The sequence below is a fragment of the Pseudonocardia xinjiangensis genome, assembly GCF_050948425.1.
In the GTDB taxonomy this organism is placed as follows: Bacteria; Actinomycetota; Actinomycetes; order Mycobacteriales; family Pseudonocardiaceae; genus Pseudonocardia; species Pseudonocardia xinjiangensis.
The window spans coordinates 2102196-2118202 of the sequence record NZ_CP192009.1; the positions used below are offsets into that span (position 1 = coordinate 2102196).

16 protein-coding genes are annotated in these 16007 nt (G+C 72.9%); 7 read left to right on the top strand and 9 right to left on the bottom strand.

Going from position 1 to position 16007, the window contains the following annotated elements:
* Window positions 1–56: 56 nt before the first annotated feature.
* Window positions 57–1565 carry a carboxyl transferase domain-containing protein gene (locus ACQPZA_RS09950; protein WP_433279920.1) on the bottom strand — a complete coding sequence of 503 codons (1509 nt, stop codon included), beginning with the start codon at window positions 1563–1565 and terminating at the stop codon, window positions 57–59.
* On the bottom strand, window positions 1562–2755 hold the full coding sequence (locus ACQPZA_RS09955) for a CaiB/BaiF CoA transferase family protein (protein WP_433279921.1): 1194 nt from the start codon (window positions 2753–2755) through the stop codon (window positions 1562–1564). The genes ACQPZA_RS09950 and ACQPZA_RS09955 overlap by 4 nt, the downstream gene beginning before the upstream one ends.
* A 117-nt stretch (window positions 2756–2872) precedes the next feature.
* On the opposite strand from ACQPZA_RS09955, the gene ACQPZA_RS09960 reads away from it, so the two are divergent.
* Window positions 2873–3583 carry a FadR/GntR family transcriptional regulator gene (locus ACQPZA_RS09960; RefSeq protein WP_433279922.1) on the top strand — a complete coding sequence of 237 codons (711 nt, stop codon included), beginning with the start codon at window positions 2873–2875 and terminating at the stop codon, window positions 3581–3583.
* Between the two features lie 27 nt (window positions 3584–3610).
* Here the strand turns inward: ACQPZA_RS09960 and ACQPZA_RS09965 are convergent, their stop codons facing one another.
* Window positions 3611–4240 (bottom strand): nucleotidyl transferase AbiEii/AbiGii toxin family protein, encoded by a 630-nt coding sequence (locus ACQPZA_RS09965; RefSeq protein ID WP_433279923.1) that lies wholly within the window; start codon window positions 4238–4240, stop codon window positions 3611–3613.
* A gap of 14 nt (window positions 4241–4254) precedes the next feature.
* Window positions 4255–4773, bottom strand: coding sequence for a helix-turn-helix transcriptional regulator (locus ACQPZA_RS09970; protein WP_433279924.1), 519 nt, complete (start codon window positions 4771–4773; stop codon window positions 4255–4257).
* A gap of 204 nt (window positions 4774–4977) precedes the next feature.
* On the opposite strand from ACQPZA_RS09970, the gene ACQPZA_RS09975 reads away from it, so the two are divergent.
* The 6 genes from ACQPZA_RS09975 (at window position 4978) to ACQPZA_RS10000 (ending at window position 10981) form a co-directional block, all read left to right on the top strand.
* Window positions 4978–5469: a DUF5709 domain-containing protein gene (locus tag ACQPZA_RS09975; protein WP_433279925.1), complete on the top strand. Its 492-nt coding sequence runs from the start codon at window positions 4978–4980 to the stop codon at window positions 5467–5469.
* A 50-nt stretch (window positions 5470–5519) separates the two neighbouring features.
* Window positions 5520–6461 (top strand): LysR family transcriptional regulator, encoded by a 942-nt coding sequence (locus ACQPZA_RS09980; RefSeq protein ID WP_433279926.1) that lies wholly within the window; start codon window positions 5520–5522, stop codon window positions 6459–6461.
* Window positions 6462–6545: 84 nt separating this feature from the next.
* Window positions 6546–7838, top strand: coding sequence for an FAD-dependent oxidoreductase (locus tag ACQPZA_RS09985; RefSeq protein ID WP_433279927.1), 1293 nt, complete (start codon window positions 6546–6548; stop codon window positions 7836–7838).
* Window positions 7839–7914: 76 nt separating this feature from the next.
* On the top strand, window positions 7915–9261 hold the full coding sequence (locus tag ACQPZA_RS09990; protein ID WP_433279928.1) for an MFS transporter: 1347 nt from the start codon (window positions 7915–7917) through the stop codon (window positions 9259–9261).
* Window positions 9258–10538, top strand: coding sequence for an aconitase X (locus tag ACQPZA_RS09995; RefSeq protein WP_433279929.1), 1281 nt, complete (start codon window positions 9258–9260; stop codon window positions 10536–10538). The genes ACQPZA_RS09990 and ACQPZA_RS09995 overlap by 4 nt, the downstream gene beginning before the upstream one ends.
* On the top strand, window positions 10535–10981 hold the full coding sequence (locus tag ACQPZA_RS10000; protein WP_433279930.1) for an aconitase X swivel domain-containing protein: 447 nt from the start codon (window positions 10535–10537) through the stop codon (window positions 10979–10981). Before ACQPZA_RS09995 ends, ACQPZA_RS10000 begins: the two co-directional genes overlap by 4 nt.
* Window positions 10982–11071: 90 nt before the next feature.
* Here the strand turns inward: ACQPZA_RS10000 and ACQPZA_RS10005 are convergent, their stop codons facing one another.
* From ACQPZA_RS10005 to ACQPZA_RS10025, 5 genes are all read right to left on the bottom strand, one after another.
* Window positions 11072–12790: a thiamine pyrophosphate-requiring protein gene (locus ACQPZA_RS10005; protein WP_433279931.1), complete on the bottom strand. Its 1719-nt coding sequence runs from the start codon at window positions 12788–12790 to the stop codon at window positions 11072–11074.
* Window positions 12791–12822: 32 nt separating this feature from the next.
* A complete protein-coding gene (locus ACQPZA_RS10010) occupies window positions 12823–13527 on the bottom strand; it encodes an alpha/beta fold hydrolase (RefSeq protein WP_433279932.1) in 705 nt (234 codons plus the stop codon).
* 232 nt (window positions 13528–13759) lie between these two features.
* Window positions 13760–14035, bottom strand: a complete 276-nt coding sequence (locus ACQPZA_RS10015; RefSeq protein ID WP_433279933.1) for a muconolactone Delta-isomerase — start codon at window positions 14033–14035, stop codon at window positions 13760–13762.
* A gap of 48 nt (window positions 14036–14083) precedes the next feature.
* Window positions 14084–15220 carry a cobalamin-independent methionine synthase II family protein gene (locus tag ACQPZA_RS10020; protein ID WP_169399760.1) on the bottom strand — a complete coding sequence of 379 codons (1137 nt, stop codon included), beginning with the start codon at window positions 15218–15220 and terminating at the stop codon, window positions 14084–14086.
* 54 nt (window positions 15221–15274) lie between these two features.
* Window positions 15275–15946, bottom strand: a complete 672-nt coding sequence (locus ACQPZA_RS10025) for a GntR family transcriptional regulator (RefSeq protein WP_433279934.1) — start codon at window positions 15944–15946, stop codon at window positions 15275–15277.
* Window positions 15947–16007: the final 61 nt, after the last annotated feature.

Consider the following 16007-nt stretch of genomic DNA (forward strand, 5'->3'; position numbering starts at 1 on the left):
GTCACGACGAACTGCGGGCCATTCCGGTTCAATCCTTGGTCATCCGGCGCGGCGGATCAGCCGGGCAGCCCCAGGCGCCGCAACCGATCCACCCGGGCCGTCAGGCGGGCTGGGTCCGCGGGTCGCAGCCGTCCAACCTCCGCCTCGACCGCCGCGGCGAGGCGCCGGCTGAACGCACCCGGCTCGTCCGCGGCGTCCGGGAGCTCGGGGACGACGGTGTCGACGGCCCCGACGCGGTGGAGGTCACCGGCCCGGACGCCCTGCAGCTGAGCCACCTCGGGCGCGCGGCCCGCGTCGCCGTGCAGGATCGCGGCGGCGCCCTCCGGCGGCAGGGGGGCGAGCCAGGCGTTGCCCGCGGCGAGCACCCGGTCGGCGGGCAGCAGGGCCAAGGCCCCTCCGCCGGTGCCCTGCCCGAGCAGCACCGACACCGTCGGGACCGGCAGGTCGACGAGGTCGGCGATGCAGCGCGCGATCTCGCCGGCGAGGCCGCCCTCCTCGGCGGCGGGGTCCAGGGCGGCCCCGGGGGTGTCGATCATCGTGACCAGCGGCAGCCGCAGCTCGGTGGCCAGCCGCATCCCCCGGCGGGCGACGCGCAGGTCGGCCGGGCCGAGCGGGTTGCGGGCGCCCCGGTCCTGCCCGAGCAGCACGCAGGGCTGCGCGCCGAACCGGGCGAGCGCGAGCAGCAGCCCGTCGCCCGCCTCCCCCTCCCCGGTGCCGGCCAGCGCGACGTGGTCGACCGTGGCCAGCCGCAGCACGTCGTGCACGCCGGGCCGGTCGGGCCTGCGGGTGGCGGTGATCGCCTGCCAGGCCGTGAGCTCGGGCGCCACCGGCCCCCGGGACGGGGTGGGGGCCGGTGGCGTTCCCGGCTGGGGAGGGTCCAGGAGCGCGAGCACGTGCGTGACGACCCCGGCGAGCTCGTCCGGCGCCAGCACCGCGTCGACGAGCCCGTGGGCCTGCAGGTTCTCCGCGGTCTGCACCCCGGACGGGAACCGCTCGCCGTGCAGGGCGGAGTAGACCTTCGGTCCGAGGAAGCCGATCAGCGCGTGGGGTTCGGCGACCGTGATGTGGCCGAGGGAGCCCCACGAGGCGAACACGCCGCCGGTCGTGGGGTGGCGCAGGTAGACCAGGTAGGGCAGGCCCGCCGCCTTGTGGGCGGTCACGGCCGCGGTGATCGCGGCCATGCGCAGGAACGCGACGGTGCCCTCCTGCATGCGGGTGCCGCCGGACGCGGTGGCGGCGAGCAACGGCAGCCGTTCGGCCGTGGCGCGCTCGATTGCCTGGACGAGCCGCTCCGACGCGGCCACCCCGATGGAGCCGCCGAGGAAGGTGAACTCGCTGCAAAGCACGGCGACCCGGCGGCCGTCGATGCGGCCCTCCCCGGTGATCACGGACTCGTCGGTGCCGCTGCGCGAACGGGCGGCCGCCAGCTCGGCGAGGTAGCGCGGGTCGGTCGACACCGCGACCGGAGTCGAGTCCCAGCTGCGGAACGACCCGGCGTCGAGCACCGTGGCGAGCAGGGCGCCCGCTCCGGTGGATGGTGCCCCGGTGGATGTCGCCGCGGTCACGGTTGCACCCCCTCGGGCCGGTCGAGACCGAGCTCGGCGCGCAGTGCGGGGCCGTGCTGGTCGAGCGTCGGCGGGGCGCTGTGGCTGCGGCGCGGCCGTTCCCGGTCGTCGCCGTCGAAGAACCGCAGCGGGGGACCGGGGAGCGTGAGGCGGCCGAGGGTGGCGTGCTCGACGTCGACGAGCAGCCCCTGGCTGGCCGTCTGCTCCCACGCGTAGACCTCGTCGATCGAGCGGAGCCGGCCCGCCGGCACTCCCGCGCGGGCGAGGCGGACGAGCAGCGCGTCGGGCTCGTCAGCGGCGAAGGCGTCCTCGACGACCTTGCGGACCAGGTCGGGGTGGCGGACGCGGTCCCCGTTGGTGCGCAGCCCCTCGGCCGCGGGGTCGAGCCCGAACTCCGTGCACAGCCGTCGCCACAGGCCCTCGCTGCCGCACGAGATCTGGACCGCGCCGTCCTTGCAGTGGAACAGGCCGTAGGGGGAGATCGACGGGTGGTGGTTGCCGCGGGCGTGGCCGACCTCGCCGGCGACCGTCCACGCCGTGCCCTGGAAGCCGTGCACCCCGACGACGGCCGCGAGCAGCGAGGTGCGGACCACCGTGCCCACCCCCGTCCGGTCGCGCTCACGCAAGGCGGCGAGCACCCCGTACGCGCCGTACATGCCCGCGAGGATGTCGGCGATCGGCACCCCGACGCGCTGCGGGTCGCCCGGACCTGACCCGGTGACCGACATCAGCCCGGCCTCGCCCTGCGCGATCTGGTCGTAGCCTGCGCGGCCGCCTTCGGGCCCGTCGTGCCCGAAGCCGGAGATCGACAGGACCACGAGGCGCGGGTTGAGCCGGTGCAGCTCCGGTATCCCGAACCCGAGCCGGTCGAGCACGCCGGTGCGGAAGTTCTCCACCAGCACGTCGGCGCGGCGGACGAGCGATTCGAGGGCGGCGTGCCCCTCGCCGGACTTGAGGTCGAGCGCGATCGACTCCTTGTTGCGGTTGGCCGACAGGAAGTAGGTCGACTCCACGCCGTGCTCGTCGTCGCCGACGAAGGGAGGGCCCCAGCCCCGGGTGTCGTCGCCGCCCGCGGGCGTCTCGATCTTGATGATGCGCGCTCCCAGGTCGCCCAACATCATCGTCGCGTGCGGGCCGGCGAGGGCCCGGCTGAGATCGACCACGATCAGGCCGTCGAGCGGGGCGGACATGCGGTGCTCCCTCGTGTCGGTGCGCCGAGGCCTCGAGGAGAGGTCTGGTGGCTCAGTGGACTAGCCAATAAGAGGAATATACTCCTGTCCACCCAGCACGTGGAGGAGCCGATTCCTGTGTCCGCTGCACCGAAGCGCGGTCAGTCCCTGCGCCCCTTCAGCCGGCCGCGGCTCTACGAGCAGCTGGTCGAGCGCCTGCTCGACCACATCAGCGCCGAGGGCCTCCGACCCGGTGACCGGCTGCCGCCGGAGCGTGAGCTCGCGGCCCAGCTCGCGGTGAGCCGCGCCTCGGTGAGCCAGGCCCTCATCGCGCTGGAGGTGCAGGGCGTCATCGACGTCCGCCACGGCGACGGAGCGGTGATCCTCGACGTCCCGCCGCGCCAGCAGGTGCTCGCCGCGCTGGACGCCCGGCGCAACCAGCTCCGCGAGGTGATCGAGGCCCGGGAGGCGCTGGAGGTGCAGCTGGCGGCACTGGCCGCCCAGCGCCGCACGGAGCACGACCTCGCCGCGATCGACGCCGCCCTCGACGACATGGCCCGCGAGGTCGCCCGGGGTGGCCGCGGTGTGAGCGGGGACGAGCGCTTCCACGCCGCCGTCACCGCGGCCGCGCACTCCGGGCTGCTCGCGGACCTGATGGTGAAGATCTCCGAACTGGTGCGCGAGAGCCGCATCGAGTCGCTCTCCCAGCCGGGACGCCCGGAGCAGTCGCTGGCCGGGCACCGGAAGGTGGCCGACGCGATCCGCTCGGGCGACGCCGCCGCAGCCGCGGCGGCGATGGGCGCCCACATCGCCGCGGTGTCGGACGTGGCGCTGCTGCGGAAGAGCTGAGCCCGGGGGCTCAGCCCGGCGCGGCCGTCAGGTGCCACCCGCTCGCAGCTCTTCTCGCCACTGCTCGAAGAACGAGCGGAGCTCGTCCAGGCGTACCGCGTCGACCGGGATCTCATCGTCTCGGAATCGGCTGAGTGAGCCCAGCATCGTGGAGAGGATGACGGGATCGAAGCCGGCGTCGACTTCGGCCGCCCGGTGCATCAAGAGGTCCTTCGAGTAGCGCTGCGCGAGGGCGAACACGTCGGCGAAATCGCGTGCCTCGGCTCGGTCGAACAATGCGACCACCTTGCGGGCGGCGAGCTCCTCGAGCCCGAACGTGGGACCAGCGATACTGGCTACCGGAGGCATGGTGGGCGGGGCGTCCAGGGCGAGATCGACGAGCAGGTCGTCGTCACCGTGGACGACGAAGCGACAGAACGTCTCCGTGTCCCGTATCCGCTCGACGGTCCATCCTCGATCGCGGGCCGCCGCTTCGAACGCGTCGCGGGCCTCAGGGACACTGCTCGCCCCGGCACGGGTGAACAGGTCGAGGTCGTGGGTCGGGCGCGATGTGAGTTTCTGAGCCGCCAGCGCGGCGCCTCCGGCCAGGAGGAATCCTTCGCTGGCCGGCAGTGAGAAGAACAGTGCAGCGACCGATATCTGGAACGCGGTCAGCACGGGTGGGCCGTAGCTCACGCCGCCTCGGTCATCGCCTGGTCCACCACCGTCGCCCACGCGGCTCGGACCTCCCGCGGAAGGACGAGGTCGGGCCAGAGCTCTGTCAGGAGCACGCCGTCGACATAGGTCAGGACGTCCATCGGCCCGCCTTCGCGGAGCACGATCTCGTACACACGGGCGCGTTGAGCGCGGTCCCGGAGGTCGAAGGATCGGCGTGGGGCCGACCAGTGGAGGTGGAGGGGGAGTCGGACGGTGGCCAGCGCCTGCGCCGGTGGCAAGCGGGGCAGGTGTGACGGGACGGCGACCGTGCGGCCCCGGCGCGTGGTGCGCTCCTCGAAGCGCACGATCGGCACCGCGGTCAGTTCGTGGTCCGCAGCGGCGAGTATCCGTGCGGCAGTGCTCAAGGTCGGGGAGCGGTGGCCGTGTTCGTACGACGAGAGGGTCGGTCGCGAGGTACCGGCTCGCTCGGCCAGCTCGCCCTGGCTGAGCTGTGCGCGGTGGCGGACCACGGCAATCAGCGAACCTGGTTCCACGCCAACCTCCAATGTATCCGATCGGATACGTTAGGCGTCGGAGCTGTGCGGCGCAAGAACCGCGCATCCGGCATGCGCCCGCGCCTGTCCGTCGACCTCGTGCCGTGCCCGTCGCATCGTCGCACCGCACCGGTCGCACCCGCCGTCCGAGTACCGGCCGGACCTGGCAGGCTGGGTGGCTGACCTGGTCTCCTGGAGGGTGACGTGAGCAGCGACGACGACCGCACGGACGGTTACGACAACGACTCCGGGCTGCTCGAGCCCGAGGACAGCCTCGACGACCGCGGCGTGGCGGACGTGCTGGACGAGGGCTACTCGCCGCCGGAGCGCCCGCTCGGGCTCGACGAGTGGGGCACCACCCCGCGGGAGGAGCACGAGGGCGAGAGCCTCGACCACCTGCTCGCCCGGGAGGTGCCCGACCGCGCCGACCCCGACTGGGACGGCCTCGGTGACACCAGCGACACCGACGGCGAACTGCTCGACGACGAGGTCGGCGACGCCCGTTCCGGGCGGCTCGTGGCCACCGACAACGGCGGGAGCTTCGACGAGGACGAGGAGCTCTTCGCCCAGGACATCGGCGTCGACGGGGCTGCGGCCTCCGCGGAGGAGGCGGCGGTCCACATCGTCGCCGACCGCGACGGCGGCTTCGACGACGACTCCGATGTGGACGACGAGGAACCGAGCCCGGGACGGTGACACCGCCCAGGTGACGGCGGGACCTGCGCCGGGCCGGTTATCGTCGGAACGTGGCGAGGCCTCCCTCCGCCCGGCTGGCGAACCTGGACCTGAACCTGCTGGTCGCGCTCCGTGAGCTGATCCGCGAGCGCAACGTCACCCGCGCCGCGGCGCGGATCGGTGTCTCCCAGCCGGCGGCGAGCGCGTCGCTGTCGCGGCTGCGGCGCCACTTCGACGACGACCTGCTGGTCCGGAGCCGGGGCGGCTACGTGCTCACCCCGCTGGCGATGCAGCTCGCCGACCAGGTCGAGGCGGTGTGCGCCGCCGCAGAACGGCTCTTCGCCACCGGCACGTCCTTCGACCCCGGCTCCACCCGCCGCGAGTTCACGGTCCTCATGGCCGACTACACGGTGGCGGTGCTCGGCAGGCGGCTGTCGGCCGAGCTGGCCACCCGGGCCCCCGGCATCGACCTCCACGTCCGGCTCGTCCGCGAGGCCTTCTCGGCCGACGCCGCCACCACCATCCGGCTCATCGACGGCATGATCGCGCCTCCGGTACGGGGTTTCGACCTGCCGGGCGTGCGGTCGGTCGAGCTGTTCGGCGACCGCTGGGTCTGCGTGGTCGACGCGGCCAACGCGCACGTCGGCGACGAGCTGAGCCTCGAACAGCTGGCCGGGATGTGCTGGGTGGCCCCGTTCCAGCCCGACCGCGGTTTCCCGGGCGCCGCGCCGCTGAGCCGGCAGCTGTTGCTGTTCGGCATGCAGCCGCGGATCCGGGTCCGGGTGGAGAGCTACCAGGCGGTGCCGTACTTCGTCGCGGGGACCGAGCGGGTGGCGCTCCTGCAGGAACGGCTCGCGCGGCAGGTGGCGCAGCCGCTCGGCCTGCGGGTGCTGCCCTGCCCCGGCGAGCCCGAGCCGATCGTGGAGAGGTTCTGGTGGCACGCCGACCTGGACGGCGACCCCGCCCACCGGTGGTTCCGGGAGACGCTCGTCGGCCTCGCCGCGGACGCCTGACCACGGTCTATAGGTCCGGTTGATGGGTCGGCAGCCCGAATCTCTATTTCCACGCCCGGGTCGTGGCTGCCTAGCGTGTGATCCATGCCGCACCCCCTCACCGACCTGAAGGTCCGGACCGTCACCAAACCGGCCGAACCCGTCGGGCACGACGTCAGCGCCGACGTCTGCATCATCGGCGCAGGTATCGCCGGGATCTCCGCCGCCGTGGAGTCGGCCCGGCTGGGACGGCGGGTGGTCCTCGTCGACGCGCTGCCCGTGCTCGGCGGCCAGATGGTCAACTCGCTGATCGGGCTGTTCTGCGGCGTCTTCGGCAACGCCCCGGAGCACCACCAGCTCACCCACGGCGTCTTCGACGACATCTTCCGCGACCTCGACGCCACCGGCGACCTCTACTTCCGGCGCCACCACACCACCGTCGTCGGCTACGACGAGGTGGCGCTCGGCCGCTGGGTGGAGAACACGGTGGCCGGGCTCGACATCACGGTCATCACCGGCGCGGTGCTCGCCGACGTCACGCGCGACGACGAGCGGGTCCGGGCGGTCCGGCTCGGCACCCGCTACGGCACGGTCGAGGTGACCGCCACCGGGTTCGTCGACGCCAGCGGCGACGCCTCCCTCGCCTGGGAGTCCGGGCTGCCCTGCCACCTGCCGGAGCGGGAGATCTACGGCTCGCAGCAGCTCGTCGTGGAGAACCTCGACGAGAACCACCGGCCCGACCCCCAGGACCTGGCCGCCCGGGTCGCGGAGAAGGCCGAGCAGTACGGGCTGCGCCGCCGCGACGGTCTCGCGTTCTTCTTCCCCGGCCGCGGCACCGCGGTGCTCAACATGACCCACATCGAGGCGCCGCTGGACCCGATGGGAGCGGCGCGGGCGCAGCTCGAGGGCAAGGCGCAGGCCGACCGGGTGGTGGCGTTCCTGCGCGCCGAGTACCCGGAGGTGTTCGGCAAGGCGCGGGTGCGGGCCTACGGGTTCCCGGGCCGGCGCCAGACCCGCTGGGTGCAGGCCGTGCACCAGCTGACCACGGAGGAGGTGCGGGCCGGCACGCGCTTCCCCGACGCGGTCGCGCGCACCGCGTGGCCGATCGAGCTGCACGACACCCCGCAGGGTTACGTGTGGGAGACCTTCGGCCCCGAGCACGTGCACTACGTCCCGCTGCGCTCGATGACGCCGCCGGGCGTGCACAACCTGCTCGTCGCGGGCCGCTGCGTGGACGGCGACGCGGCCGCGCTCTCGAGCATCCGCGTGATGGGCCCGTGCGCGGCGATGGGTGCCGGCGCGGCGCACGCGCTGGCGCTGGCGGGCGCGCACGGCAGCGTCCACGAGATCGACCACGCCGAGCTCGCGGGCAGGCTGTCGCACAACCTCGACGGCTGACCCGACCCGCACGGACGGGCTACCGGCGCGCGGCGGCCCGTCCTGACGCTCCCACCACATTCCGAGGAGGCCGGCGATGACGCTGTCCGAAGACCGACGCACCACCATCACCGAGGCAGACGAACGACGATCCGCGCGGGGCGGGGCGTTCTCGATGTTCGTCGACAGTTTCGACGTCTACCTCCCCGCGCTGGTGCTGCCCGCCGCCATGGCGTACTTCATGCCGGCCGACCTGCCCGCACCGCTACGGGCGACGATGACCACGGTGCTGTTCACCGTCGGCCTGCTGGGGCGCCCGATCGGCAGCGTCATCTTCGGCAACCTCTCCGACCGGATCGGCCGCAAGCGCGTCACGATGATCAGCGGGTGGGGCTTCACGGTCGTCACCCTGCTGATGGGCCTGATGCCCGGCTACCCGCAGTGGGGCTACGCCGCGATCGTCGTGTTCGCCCTGCTCCGGCTCGTCGGCGGGATCTTCCTGGCGGGCGGGTACGCCGCGCCGATCCCGCTCGCGCTGGAGCAGGCGCACGTGTCGCGGCGCGGGCGCGTCGGCGGCCTGATCGGCATCGGCGCGCCCGCCTCGTTTCTCGTCATGAACGCGCTGCTGCTCGGCGTGCTGGAGGGGGTGCCGCAGGACAGCTTCCTGACGTGGGGCTGGCGGATCCCGTTCTTCCTCGGGGTCGTGCTCGGCCTGGTGTACCTGTGGCACTACCGCAAGGTCGTCGAGGACGACTCGGTGTACGCCGAACGCCGGAGCGAGACCCGGCGCCAGCCCGTCGTCGAGCTGTTCACCGAGCACCGGGCCCTGATCACCAGCGTCTTCCTGTTCACCTGCGGCTACTGGTTCGCCACGCAGATGTCGGTGTCGTTCCTGCCGACCCTGATCGTGCAGGTGCTCGGACACAGTGCGCAGCTGAGCAGCACGCTGGAGATCATCTCCTCCGTACTGACCATCGGCATGATCCTGGTGCTCGCCGCCGTGGGGCAGCGGATCGGCCGCCGCGCGCTGCTGATGCGCTGGGCGCTGGTGATGGCGTTCGTCGTCGCCGCCGCGTTCCTGCTGCTCGCGCTGACCGCGGGGACCGCGGCGCCGGCCTGGGTCGTGGGGGTGCTCTACGTGGTCGCCAAGGTGATCCCCTCGGCGCCGCTCGGCGTGATCCTGGTCTACCTCAACGAGCGCTTCCCGGCGTCGGTGCGGGCCAGCGGCTACGGCATCGGCTACATGTTCGGGCTGATCCTGCCCGGGCTGTACAGCGTCTGGCTGCTCGCGCTGAGCACGATCATGCCCTACGAGTTCGGTCCGGTGGTCCTCATCCTGGGCGGCGGGCTGCTGATGTTCGCGGCGGTGCGCAACGGCCCGGAGACCAACCCGGTGGCGCGCGGCGCGACCACGGCGACGGCCGCGAAGGAGGCCACCGCATGATCCTCACCGACGAGGAGAAGGGCATGCGCGACGGTGCCGAGGGTCCGGCCGTCGCCGCGGCGATGGACCTGCTGGTCCGCTACGGCGAGGCACTCGACGCCGAGCGGTTCTGCGACACGCGCAACGTGGCGGGCACGACCACTCAGCCCTCGCCCGCCAAGGCCCGGCTGGTGGCCGAGGGCGGCTGGAACAGGGCGTTCGCGGTGATCAACCTCGACCACGACGAGCCGCTCGAGATCCCCGACATGAAGGTGCCGACCTGCCAGCTCCAGCACGGGTTCGGCCCCGACTCCGTGGGCACCGTGCCCTACCCGAAGGAGTTCGTGGAGCTGCAGACCGACGCCGAGGCGTTCTACGGGCGCCGGGGCGTCAACATCCTCGCCACATGCACGCCCTACCAGGTGGGGAACCTGCCGGTGCGCGGCGAGCACATCGCCTGGATGGAGTCCTCCGCCGTCGTCTACGCCAACTCCGTGATCGGGGCGCGCACCAACTGCGAGGGCGGCGCGTCCACCGGTGCCGCGAGCCTCACGGGCAAGATCCCGTGCTGGGGCAACCACCTCACCGAGAACCGGTACGGGACCCACCTCGTGCACGTCGACGGCCCGGTCCGGGACTTCATGGACTGGGGGATGCTCGGCTACTTCGTGGGCGACGTCGTGCAGGACCAGCGCCCCGTCGTCGTCGGCGACTACGCCCACCCGGACCTGGTCGACCTCAAGCACTTCGGGGCCGCCGCCGCGTCGTCGGGCGGGGTCGAGCTGTACCACGTGCCCGGCATCACCCCGGAGGCCCCGACCGTCGAGGCGGCGTTCGGCGCCGCCGCCGTGCCCGAGGCCGTGCGCTACGGGCCCGCGGAGCGGCGCGCGATGTACGAGACGCTGAACAACCAGGGCACGTCCACCGACGTCGACTTCGTCCTGCTCGGCTGCCCGCACGCCTCGGTCGACCAGATCCGGGCGGCCGCGAGGGCACTCGACGGGAAGCGCCTGCACTCGGGGACCCAGCTGTGGATCATGGCGCCGCGCGCGCTCAAGGACGTCGCCGACCGCAGCGGCTACACCGCCGTGATCGAGGCGGCGGGCGGCAAGATCCTCGCCGACTCCTGCCCCGCGATGTCGCGCACCGCGCCGGCCGGCACCAAGGTCTTCGCCACCGACTCGGCGAAGCAGGCGCACTACCTGCCCGCGATCCTCGGCATCGAGGCCTGGTTCGGCACGCTCGAGGACTGCGTGGACGCCGCCGTCACCGGACGCTGGAGGGGAGAGCTGCGATGACCCAGGAGGCTGCGGCCCAGCAGGTGCGCGCGCCGTTCGTGCTGCGCGGACGCACGGTCGTGCCCGGGGTCGTGGAGGGCGAGGCGCTCGTCTCGCACGAGACGATCTCCGGCTGGGGCGGGATCGACCCGGCCACCGGCACGATCATCGAGCGCCGTCACGAGCTCCACGGCGTCTGCTTCACCGGCAAGATCCTGGTCTTCCCCGGCGCGAAGGGCTCATCGGGCTGGTCCGGGTTCTTCCAGACCACCCGACTGCTGGGCACCGCGCCCATCGGGATGATCTTCACGGTGACCACGACGAAGGCCGCGCTGGGCGCGGTGGTCACCCGGGTCCCGGCCCTCACCGACCTGGACCAGGACCCGGTGGCGATGATCCGCACCGGCGATCGGTTGCGCCTGGACGCGACCGCAGGCCTGGTACACGTCACCCCACCCCCCTGACCCGCCCCCCGGCACCCCCCGCAGGGGGTTCAGGAAAGCCACTTTCAGGCCCTCTCCGGGCAGGAAAGTGGCTTTCCTGAACCTGGGCCGTCAGGCGCACTCCACGTCGACCAGGGCGTGGCGGCGCTCGTCCTGCACCGTGCGCAGGGCGCGCTGCAGGGCCGGCACCAGCTCCGCGCGCTGCGTGACCCGCAGACCCAGGCCCCCGGACGCCTCCGCGTAGGCGGCGAACCGGGGTGCCGGGTCCAGCCGGGCGAGCGGGGACAGCTCGGGGGCGGACGCGGCGTGGCCGTCCGGGTACATGCGGGTGGCCGAGGACTGCACGGCGCCCCAGTGCGCGTTGGTGCAGACGATCGTGAGGACCGGGAGGTGGTGCATGGCCATCGCCTGGTGGCACGCGGCGGGGTTGGCGAAGAGGTAGGCGCCGTCGCCGAGGGTCGCGATCACGGTGGTGGCCGGCCGGGCGAGCTGGAAGCCCATGGCCGCTGGTAGCCCCCAGCCGAGCCCGCCTGCCGGTGGCGTGCCGAAGTACGTGCCGGGCACGGTGGAGCCGAGCATCTCGGGGGAGGCCCAGTACTCGTTGACGACCACGGCGTCGGCCGGACGCACCTGCGTGAGCGCCGCGTTGAGGAAGGTCTTGGTGATCGGCCCGTCGGTGGTCGTCTCCTCCTCGAGAACGCGCGCGCGTGCCTCGCGCCAGCCGCTCACCCTGGCGGCCAGCCGCTCGGCCCGGGTCGGCTCGACGGTGCGCTCGGCCAGCGCCGCGATCAGCGCGGTCAGCAGCGCCGTGGTGTCGGCGGTGATCGTCAGGTCGGTGCGGTGCGTGCGCATCGGGTAGCGGGTGAAGCTGGGGTCGGGCCCGCACTGCACCACCACGGCGTCCTCGCGCGGGGCGGTGGAGCCCTGGATCCACGGGACGTCCAGGTCGAGCACGCACACCACGTCGGCGTCGGGCAGCACGGCGCCCACCGCGTACCCGGCGTGCAGCGGGTGGTCGGCCGGGACGTTGACGTGCCGCACCCCGGTCTCGACGACCGCGATGCCGAACCGGCGGCAGAGCTCCGCGAGCAGGGGCACGGCCCGGCGGTCGGCGCCGGCGTCGCCGGTGACGAGGAGGGGGAACTGCGCGGTGGCGAGGTGGTCGGCCAGCCGGGCGACGGCGGCCGGGTCGGGGTGCGCGACGGTCGGCGGCGCGGGGGCGGCGCCGGGCTCGCTGCTGAAGACCGGCCCGGCCAGCACCTCCCGCGGCAGCGACAGGTAGACCGGGCCGCGCGGCTGCGTGGTGGCGATGTCGAGCGCCCGGTCGACGACGTCCAGCACGTGGGCACCGTCGCGCAGCTCGTAGTCCCACTTCACGAGCTCGCGGAGCATCCCGGCCTGGTCGAACATCTCCTGCGCCCAGTGGATCGGGGCGTCGCGGGCCCCGAGCATCGAGTGCTCGAACAGGGGTGTCCGGCCCGCGGTGAGCAGCACCGGGACCCGGCTGCGGGCGGCGTTGAACACCGCGCACACCGCGTTGGCGGTGCCGACGCTCGTGTGCAGCATGACCGCCTGCACGCGCCCGTCGCCGAGGTAGGAGCCGTGCGCCATCGACACCGCGAGGTTCTCGTGGGCGCAGACGACCACGTCCGGCAGGTCGAGCCCGGAGTCCTTGCGGCGCGCGTACGCCTCGACGAGCGACGCGAAGTCGGTGCCGCTGTTGACGAACAGCCGGTCGACGCCGCGCCGGCGCAGCTGCACCAGGAACGCCTCGGCCACCGTCTCCGCGGCCTGGGTGGGTACGGCCTGGGTGGGTGCTGGCAACTCCATCGTTGCTCCCGGTCTCGTGCTCGGTTGGGTCGTCAGTCCGCCGTGTCGATGAGGATCTTGGCCAGGGCCTCCGGGGCCGTGACCATCGCTTCGTGCCCGGTGGGCAGGCTGAGCACGGGCCAGCCCGCGCTCTCGGCCCGCTCCGCGTGGGCGCGGAAGACCCGCATCCAGTCGGTGCATTCCACGAAGGTGGCGGGGACGTCCCGCTGTCGGCCGGTCAGGGCCAGTGGCTGCGTGTAGGTGCGCCAGGGGTGCGGTGTCAGCCGGGGCGTCAGCCACTCGACGTCGGCCTGGTCGGTGACCCCGAGCGCCTGCAGCGACCGCACCGGGATGAGCCATCCGAAGCCCGGGCCGGCCACCGACTCGCGGTAGTGCCCGGCGACCTGGGCAGGCAGCAGGTCGATGGCGGCCTCGCCGTCCTCGCCGACGAACGCGTCGAGGTAGACCCGGCGCCCGATGGCCTCCGGCCGCTCGTCGGCGACCCCGGTGACCACCTGGCCCGCGTAGCTGTGGCCGACGAGAACGACGTCGGACGAGCCTTCGGCGTCGAGCAGCGCGACGACGTCGCGGACGTGGGTGTCGAGCCCGACCGCGGGGCTGAGCAGGTGGGCGCGGTCGCTGATCCCGGTGAGGGTGGGGGCCAGCACCTCGTGGCCGGCGGTGCGCAGCTGCGCCGCGACCCGGCGCCACACCCAGCCGCCGTGCCAGGCGCCGTGCAGGAGGACGAACGTGCTCACTGCGTTCCCTCCCCGCTGTCAGCAGTCATGGAGTCCTCGTCTCTCGCGGCAGGCTTCCGTGCGTACAGATCGTCAGCATAGTTGTCACCGAGATTGTTAACAATAATGTCGACGATTCGTCCGGATCTGCGCTGCCGAGCCGAGGAGAGCGCGGTGCCCGCCGGGCCGGTGGGGGTGGGCCGGCGGGCACCGCGCCCTCCTGGCGATCAGGGGAGCGGGTTCCGGGGTGGGGTCACTGCTCCTGGGGGTGGGTGGCGACGGCCTCGACCGTGATGTCCATCCACGGGAACATCGGCAGCGAGGACAGCACGTCGTGCAGTTCCGTGGCGTCGGTGCACTCGTACAGCCCGATCGTCGCGTTGCGCCCCGGCACCCGCCACAGCCGCTTGAGGTTCCCGGCCGCCCGCAGCTCGTCGGCCCGAGCCCGTTCTCCCTTCTTCAGGCGGTTGCGCTCCTCGTCGGGGGTGTCCGGGGGCAGGCGGTTCTCCGCGCGGACCAGGAACTCCATGTCGTGCCTCCTACGGTCGGGTGATCGCCGGGCCGGTCTCGGTGACCGTCACCAGAGCTTCGCGGACGCGATGGCCGCGCCCTCGGTGAGCGAGCGGAGCTTCTCCCAGGCCAGCTCGGGCACGACGCCGCCCCAGCCGGCGAAGGTGCCGAAGCCGCAGTCGGTGCCGGCCATGACCCGCTCCCGCCCGACGATGTCGGTGTAGCGCAGGATGCGCTCGGCGACGAGCCCCGGGTGCTCCACGAAGTTGGTTGTCGTGTCGATCACGCCGGGGGCGAAGACCTTGTCGTCGGGGATCTTGGCCGCGGCCCACCCGGCCCAGTCGTGCCCGTGGCGGGGGTTGGCGGCCTCGCACAGGATGGTGCCGGGCTTGGCGCGCAGCACCAGGTCGGCGATCTTCTCCACGGCGATGTCGAACGTGTGCGGGCCCTCGTAGTTGCCCCAGCACAGGTGGATGCGGCTGCGGTCGGACGGGACGTCGCGCAGCGCGTGGTTGAGCACCTCGACGAGCACCTCGGCGCGGGCGAGGAACTCCTCGTCGGAGAGGTGCTTGTACTTGTTGTGGCGGCCCATCCCGAGGTCGGGGGCGTCGATCTGGAGGTCGAAACCGGCCGCGACGATCCGGTCGTACTCCACCTTGAGCGCGTCGGCGATCGCGTTCAGGTAGGTGTCCTCGTCGGGGTAGTACTCGTTGGGCTGGAACAGCGCGGTGATGCCCGGCGACGGGGCGTTCATGAAGGCCCCGTCGACGTCCACGGCGTCGGTGGCGGCCTTGAGCGTGGCGAGGTCGGTCTCGAGCGGGCCGAAGTTCTCGTACGTGATCGGGCCGCGGCAGATCGGGCGCAGGTAGGCCACGGTGGCCCCCGAGCGGTGCAGCTGCTCCTTGTAGTCCGGGTAGGCGTCGAGGTCGGCCGGGGTGGCGCGCGGGGCGTCGCCGATCTCGAACCCGCTCATCCGGTGCCGGATGTAGGTGGCGTAGCCGATCTTGCTCATCTCGCCGTCGCTGACCACGTCGATGCCGATCTCGGCCTGCCGGCGCACCTGGTCGTGCACCGCCGACTCGATGGTGGCCGCGAGCGCGGCCTCGTCGACCGGTTCCCCGCGGTCGCTCGCGTTGATCATCGCCAGCAGGTCCGCGGGCCGCGGCAGGCTACCGACGTGCGTCGTGCGGATGCGATCGGACATGTTCCGGCCTCCTCGTTGAGTACTCGGGCAGGTGTTCGGTCGAACCGTCGCCGCTCACCACTGATGCAGGTTCGCGTCGAGCTGGTGGAGCGCCTCCACGACGCTCAGCAGGTGGCCGCGCATCGTCTGCTCGGCGACGTCCGGGTCGCCGCTGCAGACGGCCTCGATCACCTGCAGGTGCTCCTCCAGGCCCACCGACGGGCGGCCGGGCAGCAACGCGATCGTGTAGTGGTAACGCACGCTCTGCGTGCGCAGCCGGTCGAGCATGCGGCCCGCCGTCTCGTGGCCGGACAGGTCGCGGACGGCGCGGTGGATCTGCTGGTTGATGCGGCTGTAGGCCACCACGTCCGAGCTCTCGACGGTGACCGCGAGCTCGGTGCCGAGCTCGCGCAACGCCCGGCAGTCCTCCGCCGTGACCCGGGCCGCGGCCTTGGCCGCGCACAACCCTTCGACGACCGCGCGCGCCTCCGTGATCTCCACGGCTTCCTGCAGCGAGATCGGGCGCACCCGGGCACCCCGGTTGCGCTCCCGCTCGACGATGCCCTCGTTCTCCAGCTGCGCGAGTGCGGAGCGCACGGCACCCCGGGACGCGTCGTACAGGGCCACCAGGTCGGCCTCCGGGAGGCGTTGCCCCGGGGCGAACCGGCCCTGCATGATGCCGTCACGGACCGCGCCCACCACCACGGCGACCGCGTCGCCCGTCGCAGTACCACCGCCTGCGGTCATGCAGGTCCTTTCGCCCCGCGCCGTCCCCGCTGACCGGCGCCCCGGCCTGTCAGAGTAACTG

Coding starts and splice junctions, on each gene's coding strand:
- ACQPZA_RS09955 (WP_433279921.1), bottom strand. CDS start 2,755: ATGTCCGCCCCGCTCGACGGCCTGATCGTGGTCGATCTCAGCCGGGCC.
- ACQPZA_RS09985 (WP_433279927.1), top strand. CDS start 6,546: ATGCCGCACCCCCTCACCGACCTGAAGGTCCGGACCGTCACCAAACCG.
- ACQPZA_RS09990 (WP_433279928.1), top strand. CDS start 7,915: ATGACGCTGTCCGAAGACCGACGCACCACCATCACCGAGGCAGACGAA.
- ACQPZA_RS09995 (WP_433279929.1), top strand. CDS start 9,258: ATGATCCTCACCGACGAGGAGAAGGGCATGCGCGACGGTGCCGAGGGT.
- ACQPZA_RS10000 (WP_433279930.1), top strand. CDS start 10,535: ATGACCCAGGAGGCTGCGGCCCAGCAGGTGCGCGCGCCGTTCGTGCTG.
- ACQPZA_RS10005 (WP_433279931.1), bottom strand. CDS start 12,790: ATGGAGTTGCCAGCACCCACCCAGGCCGTACCCACCCAGGCCGCGGAG.
- ACQPZA_RS10015 (WP_433279933.1), bottom strand. CDS start 14,035: ATGGAGTTCCTGGTCCGCGCGGAGAACCGCCTGCCCCCGGACACCCCC.
- ACQPZA_RS10020 (WP_169399760.1), bottom strand. CDS start 15,220: ATGTCCGATCGCATCCGCACGACGCACGTCGGTAGCCTGCCGCGGCCC.
- ACQPZA_RS10025 (WP_433279934.1), bottom strand. CDS start 15,946: ATGACCGCAGGCGGTGGTACTGCGACGGGCGACGCGGTCGCCGTGGTG.